The 15,324-nt window shown below is 70.1% G+C and carries 7 protein-coding genes and 1 pseudogene; 4 read left to right on the forward strand and 4 right to left on the reverse strand.

Translation table 11 applies throughout. The features are described from left to right. Positions 1–95: 95 nt before the first annotated feature. The gene (locus H6726_21680) at positions 96–1,280 is read right to left on the reverse strand and encodes a hypothetical protein (protein ID MCB9660271.1); all 1,185 of its coding nucleotides are present in this window, start codon (positions 1,278–1,280) and stop codon (positions 96–98) included. A 128-nt stretch (positions 1,281–1,408) separates the two neighbouring features. On the opposite strand from H6726_21680, the gene H6726_21685 reads away from it, so the two are divergent. Beyond that, positions 1,409–1,744 (forward strand): hypothetical protein, encoded by a 336-nt coding sequence (locus H6726_21685; protein ID MCB9660272.1) that lies wholly within the window; start codon positions 1,409–1,411, stop codon positions 1,742–1,744. 98 nt (positions 1,745–1,842) lie between these two features. After that, positions 1,843–2,829 (forward strand): pyridoxal-phosphate dependent enzyme, encoded by a 987-nt coding sequence (locus H6726_21690; GenBank protein MCB9660273.1) that lies wholly within the window; start codon positions 1,843–1,845, stop codon positions 2,827–2,829. A gap of 57 nt (positions 2,830–2,886) precedes the next feature. Here the strand turns inward: H6726_21690 and H6726_21695 are convergent, their stop codons facing one another. The 3 genes and pseudogenes from H6726_21695 to H6726_21705 form a co-directional block, all read right to left on the reverse strand. Continuing rightward, positions 2,887–3,786, reverse strand: coding sequence for a transglutaminase family protein (locus H6726_21695; GenBank protein MCB9660274.1), 900 nt, complete (start codon positions 3,784–3,786; stop codon positions 2,887–2,889). A 6-nt stretch (positions 3,787–3,792) separates the two neighbouring features. Then, entirely contained in the window at positions 3,793–6,201 is a 2,409-nt protein-coding gene (locus H6726_21700) for a circularly permuted type 2 ATP-grasp protein (protein MCB9660275.1), read from the reverse strand. Position 6,202: 1 nt separating this feature from the next. Continuing rightward, positions 6,203–9,583 (reverse strand): annotated as a pseudogene (locus H6726_21705) (transglutaminase family protein). 279 nt (positions 9,584–9,862) lie between these two features. On the opposite strand from H6726_21705, the gene H6726_21710 reads away from it, so the two are divergent. Together H6726_21710 and H6726_21715 are read left to right on the forward strand one after the other, a co-directional pair. Continuing rightward, entirely contained in the window at positions 9,863–10,762 is a 900-nt protein-coding gene (locus H6726_21710) for a tetratricopeptide repeat protein (GenBank protein MCB9660276.1), read from the forward strand. Continuing rightward, positions 10,762–15,309, forward strand: coding sequence for a hypothetical protein (locus tag H6726_21715; GenBank protein MCB9660277.1), 4,548 nt, complete (start codon positions 10,762–10,764; stop codon positions 15,307–15,309). The genes H6726_21710 and H6726_21715 overlap by 1 nt, the downstream gene beginning before the upstream one ends. The last annotated feature ends 15 nt before the right edge of the window (positions 15,310–15,324 follow it).

The following is a 15,324-nucleotide window of genomic DNA, read 5'->3' on the forward strand; positions in this document are numbered from 1 at the left end:
GCGTGGCGCCGGAACGGCATCGGCCTGGCTATCCAGACGGCCTCGACTGCGTATGAGCCCGTCGAGGGCGGACCGGATGTCCATCGACGCGGCTCCTAGTAGGCGACCCGCACGAGCCCTTCACGCACCAGACGCCGGATCAGCACCAGCTTGCCGCCATCGTCCAGGTCACCGGGTAGGTCCGCGACGCGGTAGCTGCCTTCCTGGAGCGCGAACTCCAGCGGCTCCGCCGCGAAGATGGGCAGCGTCAGGTTGCCGCCGTAGCAGCTCACCGTCACCTGCTCATCGGTCTTGCGCACCCGGTACAGAAGCGCCGGTCGCGGGCTGCATTGGGACTCCAGGCTGAGCTCCGGCAGGCGCGTGACTTGCTCCAGCTGTCCTTCCAGGAGGCTGTGGCGGGTGGAGATGAGGTCGTCGGCGAACGTGTCGAGTGCGCTGTCGAAGTCGGCGTGCTCCACGATCTTCTGGAGCAGCTGCTTGAAGTGCTCGCGCGCCGCGCCGCGATCGAAGCCAGGGTCCGTGAAGCCCGGCGGCAGCGCCTGGCGGAACTCGGCGAACTTCGTGCCGACGGTCGCCGCGGCCTCGAGCACGAGCTCCATCCACGACGTGTTCAAGATGCCCACTGTGATGTGCATCGAGTGCGAGTCTTCAGTGGAGGCGTCGTGCATGACCCCGCGTGGGACGTAGAGCATCTCGCCCGCCTTGAGCGTGAAGTCCATCGTCGTCTCCTTGGGGAGATCCACGTCGGGGTCGAAGCGCATGGCGCGGAACGGCAGCTCCACGGGGGTGTCGTAGATCTTCCAGTGCTTTTCACCGGAGATCTGGAGCACGAACACGTCGTGGCTGTCCCAGTGCGAGCGCAGCCCTTGCGAGCCCGGTGGGGTGACGTAGATGTTGGCCTGGAAGCGCTGGCTCATCTCGGCTTCCATCGAGCGGCACAGGTTCGACATGCTCGGCAGGTGGGACTCCAGGTTGCCGAGGATGATCGACGAGCCATCCGCGTAGCGCTGGTACAGGCGCCCCGCGTCGATCAGACCGCTCGGGTAGGTGTAGTCCTCCTTCGTGAGCCCACCCCGCGCATCCGCCATGCTGATCTGCGGATGCGACAGGTGCAGCGTGGTGATGACACGGTCGATCATCTCCCACGTGAGGAGCTTGTCGTAATAATTCCGGTCCTCGCGCTGGACGAGGCAAGGCTTCTTTTCGAAGTAATCTCGGAGGAATTCCTCTGCGCTCAAGGGTGCGCAGAGGTAGGACAGCATGGTACGGGTGGGTGTCACGGCACGTTTGTATCAGGGGTGGCGTATCTTGGATCCGAATATCTTCTGTAAATGTTCGTCCCCAACGGTTACGCTCGCGGTCGAGTCAATTCGCCCTCGTGCGCATCCGAAATTCCAAGGAGTCCCCAATGAGCAAGAAGAAGAGCCTGTCCGAGCAAGACATCACCACCGAGCGCACCATGGGTCGTCGCGGCATGCTGCAGATGGTCGGCGGTACGCTGCTGGCCGGCGCTGCAGTGACCGCCGTGGGCGCGGTCGCCCGCGCCGAGCGCCCCTCCGAGCTGGCGAACGACAGCGATCCGAGCGACGGCGCGGGTCGTGGCCGCACCGGTCACACCGACCGTGACACCGGTGGCAACGGCGACGCGGCTGGCCGCGGCGTCTGCGCCGAGCGCGGCGTGACCGACTCCGACAGCGGTTCGGGCGCGGACGGTGCCGGTCGCGGCCGTGGGCCCTGCCGCTGAGCGGCTGACTCACGAGACGACCACAGAAAAGACCCGGGCTTCGGCTCGGGTCTTTCTTTGTGAGTGCAGGTCGGGCGCGCACTCGGCACCCTTGGCCCATGACGTTGCCTCAGCCCGACGACGTGCTCGACGCGCGCCAGCGCATTCACAAGTACGTGCGCGAGACGCCCGTGTTCACGTCGGCCTCGCTCGACGCGCTGTGCGGCGCGACGCTGTTCTTCAAGGCCGAGAACCTGCAGCGCGCGGGCGCCTTCAAGTTTCGTGGGGCCACCAATGCGGTGCTGCAGCTGGACGAGCACGCGCGAGCGCGCGGCGTGGCGACGCACTCGTCCGGCAACCACGGCGCTGCGCTTTCGCTCGCAGCGCAGCGCGCGGGCCTCTCGGCCACGGTGGTGATGCCCAACAACAGCGTCTCCAGCAAGCGCGCGGCCGTGCTGGCGTTCGGCGGGCGCGTGGTGGACTGCGAGCCCACGGCCGCCGCCCGTGTCGCTGGGTTGGACGAGGTGCTGCGGGCGACGGGGGCGACGTCAATCCACCCCTACGAGCACCCCGCGGTAGTCGCAGGGCAGGGCACGGCCGCGCTCGAGCTGATGGAGCAGGCCGAAGGGCTGAACGCGCTGCTCGTTCCGGTGGGCGGGGGTGGTCTCCTGGGGGGCAGCCTCTTGGCGGTGCGCGCGTCAGGGCTGGCGGTGGACGTGTTCGCGTGCGAGCCCGCGGGCGCCGCCGACGCGGCCCGCAGCTTTCGGGCGCGTGAGCGTCTGGTGGACTTCGTCCCGGACACGGTCGCGGACGGGCTCCGCACCCCGCTCGGCGAGGTGGGCTTCGCGCTCATGATGGCTCACGCCAGCGACGTGGTGGCTGTCTCCGAGCACGCCATCCTGCTGGCCATGCGCCTGGTCTGGGAGCGCTTGAAGCTGGTCGTCGAGCCTTCGTCCGCCGTGCCCTTGGCCGCGCTGCTGCCGGGCGGGCCACTGCACGACAAGCTCCGCGGCAAGCGGGTGGGGCTGATCCTGAGCGGCGGCAACGTCGACCTGGACGCGCTCCCGGCGCTGCCCCCGCTGAGCTCGTGCGGGTCGACTCCGTAGCCGATCCCGCGGGCGCGCTCGAGCGCGCGGGGCCACCTCACGCCTCGGTCGGACGGGTCAGCCGGTGGACAGCGCGTCGCGCCCGGCGATCGGGAGCACGTCCACGGACTGTGCGCTCTGCTGCGCGCCCGACGTACGGAGCACGCCCCGGACGGGCGAGACGTCGCTGTAGTCGCGACCGCGCGCCACCACCACGTGGTCGTTGCCGACCGCGACCTTGTTGGTGGGGTCGTACTCGACCCACCCGAGCGTGGGACCGCACCACGCCCGCACCCACGCGTGCATCGCGTCCGCGCCCTCGAGGCGTTCGCCGCCGGGGGGCGGCTCGGTGCGTAAGAAGCCGCTCACGTAGCCCGCCGGGATGCCCACCTCGCGTAGGCACCCGATCATGATGTGCGCGAAGTCCTGGCACACGCCGTGGCGGGCCTCGAACGCTTCCTCGACGGGCGTGTCCACGGTGGTGGCGTCCGCGTCGAAGCGCAGCTCCGTGTGGAGCGCCTCTCCCACGCGGGTGATGGCCTCGAGCGCGGTCATGTCGCCGTGCGTGTGCTGGCGGGCGAAGGCGCGCAGCGTGGACAGGCGAGGGACACGCGCGGAGGCTGCCACGAAGTGGTGTGGCGAGGTCGGGCCGAGGTCACGCACCTGCGCGATGGCCGTGGCGAGGGTGTCGAACGGGTCGCTGGGCGCGTCGCTCGGGCTCTTCTGGCGGTCCACCCGCGCGCGCACGGAGATGCCCAACTCGTCGTGGGGGGAGCTGAGGGACAGCCGCACCACCTCGTTGCCGAAGAAGTCCGTGAAGCGCGCGCGCTCCCCGTCCGCAGGGCGTGCGTCCAGCGCCGCGGCCACCAGGCGTTGCTCGCCCGGGAGGTCCGCCGGCAGCACCCTCAGCAGGTGGCGTCCTGCGTTGGCCGGCCGCTGATACTGGTAGTCGATGCGTAGGACGATGTCGTAGAGCATGCCCGGCTACCGCAGGTAAGCGTTGGTGAGGTGCTCGGACAGGCCCGCCAGGTCGACGAGCAGCCCCTGCAACGCGTCGTTGCCGAGGGTGTCGACCGTCTTCACGGTGAGCTGCGTGTGGACCTGCAGCGTGGCTCGCGCGAAGGCCGAGAGCTGGCCCAGCTCGTCGAAGCCCGGGAGCGCGCTGGCGTGCTCGCGGAACGCGTCGAGCTGGAAGCGCACCGAGCGAGGGTTCAGCGCGTCGAGCGCCAGCAGGTCGATGACCGTCTCGCGTGTCGTCGCGACCACATACCGCCTGCGGTGCGTCATCACGCTGTCGCAGAGCTCCACGGCGAGGTCCAGCGCGCCGTTCGCTTCGGGGGTGTCCGTGAGCTGCAGCAGCACCTGCACGGTCAGCATCGCGCGCTCCAGCGCCCGCCCCATGCTGAGGAAGCGCCAGCTGGTGAAGCGGTACATGTTCTCGTGCACGAGCCCGGAGAAGCCGCTCACCTTGCGCAGCAGCACGCCGACCACGCGCGCCGTGTCGTCCGCGCTCATGCGCTTCTTGTCGTAGCGCTGCGCGTGCTGCGCGAGGTCTTGCAGCGCGACCCACCCATCCACCGAGAACAGGTCGCGCACTTGGCTCGCGCTGTGGACCACCGCCGAGAGCGCGCTCAGCAGCCCCTTCGGGATGGGCTGGCTCGGGTCCACCCCGAACGTGGCCAGGTGGCCCCGCAGCCGCACGCACAGCGCGGCGTTCTCGTCGTGGGCCTCGGCCAGGCGCACGTGGTACGCGCGCAGCAGGCGCAGGATGACCTCCACGCGCTCCACGTAGCGCCCCAGCCAGAAGAGGTTGTCGGCCGCGCGGCTGGTCAGCGCCCCGGGCAGCGTGCGCAGGAAGGGCTGAGACGGATGCGGCAGGAGGCTCGGTGCATCCACCTCGCTGTCGCTCCAGATCCACACGTCGGCCACGGACCCACCGCGCTGCATGGCGATGGCCCCCGGGTCCTCGGAGCGACCGATGCGCGCGAAACCGCCGGGCATCACCTGCCAGCCGTCCGGAGTGCGCGCCAGGAAGACACGCACGCTCATTGGGCGGGGCTTGAGCACGCCGTCGACGAACGCTGGTGTGGTGGAGAGCGTGACCGACTCCTGGGCGACCCAGTGCGGCCCGTCGCTCATCAGGCGGGCCTCCACCTCGGTGCGCGTCACGCGCGCTGCACCCGGCGCGCGCCCCCCGACGAAGATGGCACCCGACGTGTCGAACGGTAGGCCCGTGGACAGCGCGGGGCTGATCATCACGCGGTCCAGGTTGCGCAGCACGTGCGCGCGCTCGGACTCCTGACCGCACCACCAGGTCGCGATGTTCGGCAGGCGCAGGGGCTCGCCGCGCAGCGCCTCGCACAGCCGTGGCAGAAAGGCCATCAGCGCACGGGTCTCGAGCACGCCCGCACCAAGGGCGTTCACCATGGTCACGCCCCCCCGCCGCACCGCGTCCACCATGCCGGCGGTCCCGAGCCCCGAGCGCTCATCCAGCTCCAGCGGGTCCGCGAAGGTGGCGTCCAGGCGACGGAAGAGCACGCTGACGGGCTGCAGGCCAGTGACGGTGCGCACCATCACGCGCCCATCGACCACCACCAGATCCTCACCCTCGAGCAGCGCGAACCCGAGGTAGCGCGCGATGTAGGCGTGCTCGTAGTAGGTGTCGTTGTGCGGCCCGGGGGTCAGGATCGCGACCTGGCTGTCTTCTTCGGCGCGCAGCCCCTGCAGCGCATCACGGAAGGCCTGGAAGAAGCCGGCCAGCCGATGCACGTTCGCGCTCGAGTACAGGTCTGCGAACACGCGCGATGTGGCGACGCGGTTCTCCAGCGCGAAGCCAGCACCCGAGGGCGCCTGCGTGCGGTCGCCCAGCACCCACCACCGACCGCCCGGCCCGCGCCCGATCTCGAACGCCAAGAAGTGCAGGAAGTGCCCCGAGCGAGGCCTGATGCCCACCATCGGCCGCAGCCATTCGGGGCTCTCGGCCAGCAGCGCGGGCGGGAGGTGCCCGTCACGCGCCAGCGTGTTGTCTCCGTACATGTCGGCCACGATGGCCTCGAGCAGCTCGGCGCGTTGGGTCAGCCCGGCGGCGATCTCGGTCCACTCGCGCTCGTGGATGATCACCGGCAGGTGGCTCAGGGGCCACTCGCGCTCATGAGAGCTGTCCTGCCCGTACTGCCGGAAGTACACCCCCGCGTCGGCCAGGTACTGGTCACCGCGGGCGAAGTGTTCGAGCAGCTCGTCGCGGCCGAGCGGCGCCAAGTGCTCCAGCAGCTCCTGCCAGCCCGAGCGGACACGGCGTTCACTACCCAGCAGCTCGTCGGGCACGTCCGGCCACGGCTGGTAGTCGTCGAGGAGCTTGCTCGGCGTGTCGCTCGGCATGGACCGGGCACCCATACTAGCAGGTGGGCGCGCGTCGCAGGTCGAGGGTGGTGGGGAAGTCGGGGTGGGGGATGTCGCTGGGCATGCGGTAGGACCCCGGACTGTGGCCGTGCGCTTGGAAGCGCGCCAGTCGGCGTGCCTCGGCCTCGTTGCCGTTCACGGGGAACGTGTCGTAGTTGCGTCCGCCGGGGTGCGCCACGTGATAGACGCAGCCGCCCAGCGCTCGCTGGCTCCACGTGTCGTAGATGTCGAACGTGAGCGGCGCGTTGACGGGCAGGGTGGGGTGCAGCGCCAGCGCAGGCTGCCAAGCCTTGAAGCGCACGCCCGCGACCGTCACGCCCGCGGTCTCGGTGGCGGTCAGGGGCACGCGCCGCCCGTTGCACGCCACGGCGTAGCGGCTCGGGTTGTCGGTCACCAGCTTCACCTGCAGGCGCTCCACCGAGCTGTCCGTGTAGCGCACGGTGCCGCCGATGGCGCCCGTCTCGCCCAGCACGTGCCAGGGCTCGAGCGCCTGGCGCAGCTCCAAGTGCATGCCCTCGTAGTGGACCTCCCCGCAGAACGGGAAGCGGAACTCGGCCTGCGCCTCGTACCACTCCGGCTCCACCGGGAAGCCGTGCGCGCCGAGGTCGTGCAGCACGTCCAGCAGATCGCGCCACAGGAAGTGCGGCAGCATGAAGCGGTCGTGCAGGACGGTGCCCCAGCGCACCGGCGTGCCGTGCAGCGGCGCCTGCCACAGGCGCGCGATGATGGCCCGGATGAGCACCTGCTGCGCCAGGCTCATGCGCGGGTCGGGCGGCATCTCGAAGCCGCGGAACTCCACCAGGCCCAAGCGGCCTGCGGGCCCGTCGGGCGAGTACAGCTTGTCGATGCAGATCTCCGAGCGGTGCGTGTTGCCCGTCACGTCGATCAGCAGGTTGCGCAGCAGGCGGTCCACCAGCCACGGGGGCGGCGTGTAACCCGCGCCCGGATCGGGGATCTGGGCCAGCGCCATCTCCAGCTCGTACAGGCTGTCGTGGCGCGCCTCGTCGATGCGCGGCGCCTGGCTGGTGGGACCGATGAAGAGCCCGGAGAACAGGTAGGACAGGGCCGGGTGCCGCTGCCAGTACAGGATCAGCGAGCGCAGCAGGTCGGGGCGCCGCAGGAAGGGGCTGTCCATGGGGGTCGCGCCGCCGACCACCACGTGGTTGCCGCCGCCCGTCCCGGTGTGTCGCCCGTCGATCATGAACTTGTCCGCGCCCAGGCGCGTCTCGCGCGCCAGCTCGTACACCGCCTGCGTGGTGGCCACACACTCGCGCCAGCTCGCCGCGGGGTGCACGTTGACCTCGATGACGCCGGGGTCCGGCGCCACGCGGATCACGCTCAGGCGCGGGTCGTGGGGCGGGGCGTAGCCCTCGATCTGGATCGGCAGCCCGACCTCGCTTCGCTGCGGCTTCGCGGCGGCGACCAGTCGAGGTAGTGCTCCGACGCGCTCGACCGGCGGCATGAACACGCAGCGCCCATCGCGGCACTCGGCGGCGAGCCGTGCGGACGCTGCCTTCGAGGCTCCACCAGCGACTGCTCGCGGCGGTCCTGGCGTCCTTCGTCAGGCGCGCGACGCGCGCGCCCCGGAGCTCACGGTGGTTCAGCGTGCGCGTGCTCGCCCGCTTCGTCGCCTCCCGGACCGTCAGGGTACGCCTCGAACGGCTCTGGCGCGCGTGGGTCGGGCAGCGGTCCGCGCTCCTCGGTCGGGTCGGCGGCGTGCACGTACGGATAGCGCGACGGGGGCACGTAGGGCAGCGACTGGAACGGCAGGCGGTAGCCCACGGGGAGTCGCCCGCACCAGGAACAAGTGCTCGCGACGCAGGCCCCCAGCGCTCCGAGCGCCAGCCCACGCGGCGGTGGCGCGCCTGCCAGCGCTGGATGGGCAGCACGTAGCCCGCCGGCGTGGTCAGGCCGCGCGCGAACACCTTCGCGATGCGCTGCCGCTCCTCGGCGCTCTCGAGCTTCGAGTTCGCCGGGCTGACGTTCTCGGGCAGCCGCGCCTCGGCCAGGATCCAGCTCGCCGGGTCCTCGTAGGCAGGGGTCACGTGGTCGGCTCCCACGCCCAGCTCCTCCGCCATGCAGGCGAGGAAGCGCTCGGCGTGCTCGACGGTCACGCCCGCGTCTTGGTCCTCTCGGGCGATGAGCGCCGCGTCCTCCCAGATGGGCACCTCGTCGTTGCGCCAGTACAGCGAGAACGTCCAGCGCGGCAGGCTCTCCCCGGGGTACCACTTGCCCTGCCCATGGTGCAGGAAGCCGTGCGGCGCGATGCGCGCTTGCAGCTTGCGCAGCAGCGCGTCCGCCAGCGTGCGCTTGGTGGGCCCGACGGCCGCGGTGTTCCACTCGGCCGACTCGAAGTCGTCGATGGAGACGAAGGTGGGCTCGCCGCCCATGGTCAGGCGCACGTCGCCCGCGCGCAGCGCCGCGTCCACCTTCTCGCCCAGCTGGTCCAGGCGCTCCCAGCTCTCCTCGGAGAACGGCTTCGTGATGCGTGGTGCTCTGGACGTGCGACGCACCTGCATGTCGAAGTGGAAGTCCACTCTTGCCTCGCTTCGCCAAGCCCCGCGATGGGCGCGGCGTGGCGATAGTGCGGCGTCGCGGGCCAGCGGGATGTGGCTCTCGCCGGCCAGCAGACCGGATGTCGGGTCGAGCCCACCCAACCCGCACCAGGCAGGTACACCTCGGCCCACGCGTGCAGGTCGGTGAAGTCGTGGTAACGTGCCAGCCGGCCCGTCGAGGGCGATCAGGTCGGGCTTGAGCTGAATGAGGTAGCCGGACACGAAGCGCGCGGCGAGTGCCCAGGTGACGGAGGTCTGCACCAGAGCCAGGTCGAGTCGCGGCATGACGCCGTGCCTGCCTCGAACGTCTCCTCCGGAGTCTGTACCCCGGGCTCCATGCGGATCACGTAGCCGATCTCGCGCGAGATGCGCGCGTTCAGGTCCACCACGAAGTCGACCGTCCGGCGCCGCTCACGCGAGATGGTCGAGAGGAAGCGCGTCAGGTGCGGGCCCGCGGGCTCGGGCGTGCGATAGATGACGAGGTCCTCGGCCTGGTCCGCGTCGTACTCGAACGGAAAGTGCTCGGCGCTCTCCTCGACGAAGAAGTCGAAGGGGTTGTAGACGCTCATGTCGGCCACGAGGTCGACTTCGATCTTCAGCTCCCGCACGGGCTCCGGGAACACGAACCGTGCGAGCCAGTTGCCGTAGGGGTCCTGCTGGTGGTTCACGAAGTGCCCACCCGGGCTCACCTTGAGCGAATGCGAGATCACGCGCGTGCGGCTGTGGGCAGCGGGGCGCAGCCGGATGACCTGCGGTCCGAGGATGACCGGCCGGTCGTAGCGGTAGTGGGTCAGGTGATAGATGGCAGCGTGGATGGACACGCCTTCGTATAGCACCGTCGCGGTTCGTCACCGGGGCAAGCGCGGCGTCGGGTCCGTTCCCAGCCCCGCAATTTACCCGGGCGAAACGCGGGGCTCATCGGCCGGACGCCGAACGAGCGCCACCCCCCGTCGTTTGGGGGCGCATTAGGTCGTTCTTGGGACGCCCTGGACGTGACTTTCCGGCGTCTCGGGTGATATCTTCGAAAGAATGTATCTACGGGCCCGTGGGGCCCGAGCGTTCGGTCGCGCGAGGCGCGGCGCGTTTCATCTGGAGTGTCCATGAGGCATTGGCGACTTGGTTGGTGGATCTGGACAGTCAGCATGTTGGTGGGAGCACCCCAGAGCGGTCTGGCGCAGACGGCCCCCACGGATGGGTCGGCTGCTCCTGACCCCGCGGACGCCGCTCCGGGCGCTCCCACACCTCCCCCAGACACCAATGACGAGGCCGCCCGGCGCCACTTCCGCCTTGGGCAGGCGTACTACCAGAACGGCCAGTTCGCCGAGGCGGCGCGGGAGTTCGAGCAGGCCTACGAGCTGTCTCGCCGCGCACCGCTGCTGTACAACGTGTACCTCGCGCATCGCGATGCGCTGCACACGCGCCAGTCGTACGAGGCGCTCCGTCGCTACCTGGAGGAGGTGCCGGATCCGCCCGACGAAGACCACCTGCGTGCGCGCCTCCAGCACCTCGAGGCCGCGCTCGCGGCGAACCCCGAGGAGCAAGACCCCGAGGTCGAGCCGGAGCAGACCCCGAGTCAGACGGACCAGGAGCCCGTCACGCCGCCAGTGGACCTGACCGTGCCAGCCGCAGAGCCCGAGGGGCGCTCCCCCGTGCCCTACATCGTGATGGGTGTCGGAGGCGGAGCGCTGGTGGGGGGCGTCGTCGCTGGGCTCCTCTCACGTGGGGCGCGCAGCGATCTCGACGCGCTCTGTGCGGCCGACGGTGCGTGTCCGCCCGACAGCAACTGGGAGAGCCTCCGGGACCGCGGTCGTCGCTCCGCGCGCGCGGCGGACGCGCTCATCGGCGTAGGGGCCGCTGCCGCCGTCACGGGCGTCGTGCTGTACTTCGTCATGAGCCCGGACGACGACGACCCGGACGCCACCGCCAGCGCCTCGCCGCTGCGGGGCGGGGTGGGGTGTGACACGACCGGCTGCATGGCCACCTTCGGAGGGCAGTTCTGATGGTCCGGCTCCACCACACGCGCGCGACGGCCCTTGCGCTCACCTGGCTCCTCTCCCTGGCGGCGTGCGCCTCGGGCTGCGCCGGGAGCTTCGACGACTACTACGCCGGAGACGGCGGTCCCCCGGACGGTTCCGCTGACGGCATGGTGCCAGACGCTGCGAGCGACGCCGACATCGACATGGAGACGGCCGACTTTGGTATGGGTCCGTTCGATCTCGATGTCACGGTCGGCGGCACGGGCACGGGCGGCGTGGTCTCCGCGCCGTCCGGCATCAACTGCGGCTCGGACTGCGAGCAGACCTACGACGCGGGAACGACCGTGACGCTCATCGCCACGCCCGTAGCCCCCGCCGTGGTCGTGTGGGGGGGCGCGTGCGCCGGCACGGCCCCGGAGGACCCGTGCGTCATCAGCATGACCCGTCCGCGGTCCGTCACGGTGGACTTCGCCATACCGACCTTCACGCTGACCGTGATCGCGTCGGGGGGTGGCACCGGCCAGGTCGTAGCCGCGGACGACTCGCTCGACTGTGACGGGACGGGCACGTGCGCCGTGTCGTATCAGGTGGGGACCATGGTGACGCTCTCGGCGCTGCCGGGCTTCGCGTCGTCGTTCAGCGGGTGGTCCATGGACTGCGCGGGCCTCGGGGACTGTGAGCTCACCATGGACGCCGACAAGACCGTCGGCGTGACGTTCGACGACGCGGACGAGGTGTCCTTGCTCATCTCGCGTTCCGGCTCCGGCATGGGGACGGTGACGTCGGCGCCCACGGGCATCGACTGCGGCGCGAGCTGCTCGGCCGTGTTTGCGCCAGGCGAAGAGATCACGCTCACCGCGACCGAGACCGCGGGGTCCACCTTCATGGGCTGGTCTGGGGACTGCACGGGCACGGGCATGACGTGCACGCTGACGATGAGCGCTGCACGCAGCGTGACGGCCACCTTCGACGTCAACACGTACATGCTGAGCGTCGCCCGGGACGGCACGGGGAGCGGCTCGGTGAGCTCCGTGCCGGCCGCCATCGACTGTGGTGCGACCTGCAGCGCGCCCTACGCGCACGGCACCAACGTGGTGCTGATCGCCGCGGCCGACGAGGGCTCCACGTTCACCGGCTGGGCGGGCGCGTGCCAGGGCACCAACACCTTCTGCTCCGTGCCCATCACCGCGGCCGCCACGGCGACGGCCACCTTCACGCGTGACACCTACACACTCACGGCGGCGGTCACTGGCGCGGGCAAGATCGTGTCCGGCGCGGGCGGCATCGACTGCGGTAGCGACTGTAGCGAGACGTACGCACACGGGCAGATGGTCACCCTGAACGCCATCGCCAACGACGGCGCGGCGTTCACGGGATGGAGCGGCGCGTGCGCCGCGGAGTCCAGCACCAGCTGCGTCGTCACGCTCACACAGGCCGAGAGCGTGGGCGCGACCTTCGCCATCAACCAGTACGCCCTCACGGCCTCCACCACCGACAACGGCTCCGGAACCATCACGAGCAGCGACGGAAGCATCGACTGTGGCTCCGACTGCACGGGTGCGGCTGGGCACGGCGACAGCATCACGTTCACGGCCACCGCCGACGCGGGCTCCACGTTCATCGGATGGGGCGGCGACTGCGCGGGCGAGGCCAGCAACGTCTGCACCCTGACGATCGCGGGCGCCACCAGCGTCAGCGCGGCGTTCGTGTTGGGCAACGAGTTCCTCACCGTCACCAAGAGCGGCACCGGCGCGGGTACCGTCGCCAGCGACGTGCCCGGCATCGACTGCGGCAGCACCTGTGCGTCGTCTTTCACGAACGGTACGATGGTGACGCTCACCGCGACGCCGGCCACCGGCTCCACCTTCACGGGCTGGTCGGGCGGCTGCATGGGGGCGAGCACGACGTGCTCCGTCACCGTTACCACCATGGTGGGTGTCACGGCCCAGTTCACCGCCGACCAGCACACGCTGCAGGTGGTCCCCACCGGCGAAGGCACGGGCACCGTGTCGAACAACACGGGCTCCATCCTGTGCGGGACGGGCGGCATGATGTGCAGCGACACCGTGAACTACGGCGTCACGCGCACGCTCACCGCCTCGGCGGACGCCAACAGCGTGTTCGTAGGCTGGTCGGGCGCGGACTGCCCAGGCACCGGGCCCTGCGTCATCTCCATGACGGACGACGTCACGGTCCAGGCGCTCTTCGACCGCGCGCCCTACGTGCTGACCGTCGCGACGGGCGGGACGGGGACGGGCAGCGTGGTGAGCGACGTCGCGGGCATCAACTGCGGCACGGACTGCACGGAGACCTACCGCCACGGTGACGTGGTCACGCTCACCGCGACCGCGACCGCCAACAGCGACTTCAACGGCTGGAGCGGCGCCGGCTGTGGCGCGTCGACCACGTGTGTGGTGACCGTCACGCAGGCGCAGACGGTCACGGCCCAGTTCACGCTCAAGCAGTACACCCTCACCGTCACCAAGCCGGGCAACGGCGCGGGCACCGTCAGCTCGACACCCGCGGGCATCAGCTGCGGGGCCTCGTGCAGCGGGTCGTACGCGCACGGCACCATGGTGATGCTCACCGCCACGCCCTCCACCGGCAGCGACTTCACCGGGTGGGGCGGCGCGTGCAGCGGCACCACGTCCTGCATGGTGACCATGGACCAAGCGCAGAGCGTGACGGCCACCTTCACGCTCCGGCAGTACACGCTCACCGTCAACCGCACGGGCACGGGGAGCGGGTCGGTCTCGTCCACGCCCAGCGGGCTCACCTGCCCCGCGAACGGGAGCTGCACCGGCACGTTCAACCACGGCACCACCGTGCAGCTGATCGCGTCGCCGGCGTCGTCCAGCGACTTCACCAGCTGGTCGGGCGGTGGGTGCTCCAGCAACGGCGCGTGCAACGTGACCATGACGGCCGCCACCGCGGTGACCGCGACGTTCACCCTCAAGCAGCAGCCCCTCACCGTGACCGTGTCCGGCTCCGGGTCGGGCACCGTCAGCTCCAACCCCGCCGGCATCAGCTGTACCAAGACCGGCGGGACGTGCGCGGCCAACTACACGCACGGCACCATGGTGACCCTCACCGCGACACCCACCAGCGGTGGAGGCAACACCTTCGCCGCTTGGGGCGGCGCGTGCACGGGTCAGACGGGGTCCACCTGTACGCTCTCGATGACCCAGGCCAACAGCGTGAGCGCCACGTTCACGGTCGGCAGCAACAACCTCACCGTGTCCGTCAACGGCACCGGGACGGTCACGTCGAGTCCGACGGGCATCAGCTGCACCTCGACCGGCGGCACGTGCAGCCAGAGCTTCACGTTCGGCCAGACGGTCACACTGACGGCGGCTCCGGGCGTGGGCCGCACGTTCTCCGGTTGGGGCGGCGCGTGTGCGAGCGCGGGGACGAACACCACGTGTCAGGTCACCATGGACGCCTCCAAGTCGGTGACGGCCACGTTCGAGGTGCTGAGCTACACGCTCACCACCGTCATCGACGCGCAGGGCTTCGGCAGCGTGATCACGCCGGGCGGCGAGATCGACTGTCCAGGCGATTGCACCGAGAGTCTCCCTCACGGCGAGATGATCACGCTCCAGGCGGTGCCCACCAGCGGCTACGTGTTCGACGGCTGGGTGGATGACGGTGGCGGCTCGAGCGCGCCGTGTAGCGACCTCAACCCCGTCTACTGCACGCTCACCATCACGCAGGCGCGCACCATCCGCGCCAAGTTCTCGCCCGTCTTCCACACGGTCACGGTCAGCCGCTCGGGAAGCGGCAGCATCACCTCGTCGCCGGGCTCCATCAACTGCGGTTCGAACTGCTCTGGGTCGTTCGCGACGGGCACGTCCTTGCAGCTCACCGCGAGCCCTGCGTCTGGCAACTCGTTCAGCGCCTGGACGGGCGCGTGTGCTGGTCAGGGCGCGGTGTGTACGCTCAACATTGCGGGCCCCGTGAGTACACAGGCCGTCTTCACTCCGAACACCTATCCCGTGAGCGTCTCGTTCGTCGGGCTGAACGTCGGCGACGTCTCCACCACGGACGGTGTCATCACCTGCCTAGCGAACGGCCAGAACAAGTGCAGTGGCACGTACACGCACGGGTCCGCCGTGACCTTCGTGGCCGCCGACATCGATCCACGTCAGACCTCGCCTGGTGCGCGCTTCGTCCGTTGGTCGAGCGGGCCGTGCGCGGGTTCGACGAACACCAGCTGCGCCACCACAGTGACGGCGGCGTTGTCCGTGCAAGCGGAGTACATCCGCACCTATGCGCTCGTGGTCGACATCACGGGCGGTGCGTTGACCTCCAACGAGCGGGTCAACGTTCAGATCGGCCCCCTCGCGCACGCCACGACGTGTTCGTCGACCATGCAGGTCGGCTACGTGCCGCCCCCCTGCACGTTTGCCGTCGAGGTCGGGGTCTCCGTGACGCTGTCGGCGCTCCCCGCGGCCGGCTTCTTCCGCTTCAACAACTGGGTGCCGCCCCCTTCGGGCTGTTCAGCCAGCAACCCGAGCTGCATGTTCACCATGCCGTCAGCGGCCGTCCTGACCGCCGCGAACTTCGACTGACCAAGAGCGTACCCC

It is taken from the genome of Sandaracinaceae bacterium (assembly GCA_020633055.1).
Lineage (GTDB): Bacteria > Myxococcota_A > Polyangia > Polyangiales > Houyiibacteriaceae > JADJJE01.

Bases quoted from the DNA above. Each gene is read 5' to 3' on its own strand.
- H6726_21685 (MCB9660272.1), top strand. From the start codon at position 1,409: ATGAGCAAGAAGAAGAGCCTGTCCGAGCAAGACATCACCACCGAGCGC.
- H6726_21690 (MCB9660273.1), top strand. From the start codon at position 1,843: ATGACGTTGCCTCAGCCCGACGACGTGCTCGACGCGCGCCAGCGCATT.
- H6726_21695 (MCB9660274.1), bottom strand. From the start codon at position 3,786: ATGCTCTACGACATCGTCCTACGCATCGACTACCAGTATCAGCGGCCG.
- H6726_21700 (MCB9660275.1), bottom strand. From the start codon at position 6,201: ATGGGTGCCCGGTCCATGCCGAGCGACACGCCGAGCAAGCTCCTCGAC.
- H6726_21710 (MCB9660276.1), top strand. From the start codon at position 9,863: ATGAGGCATTGGCGACTTGGTTGGTGGATCTGGACAGTCAGCATGTTG.
- H6726_21715 (MCB9660277.1), top strand. From the start codon at position 10,762: ATGGTCCGGCTCCACCACACGCGCGCGACGGCCCTTGCGCTCACCTGG.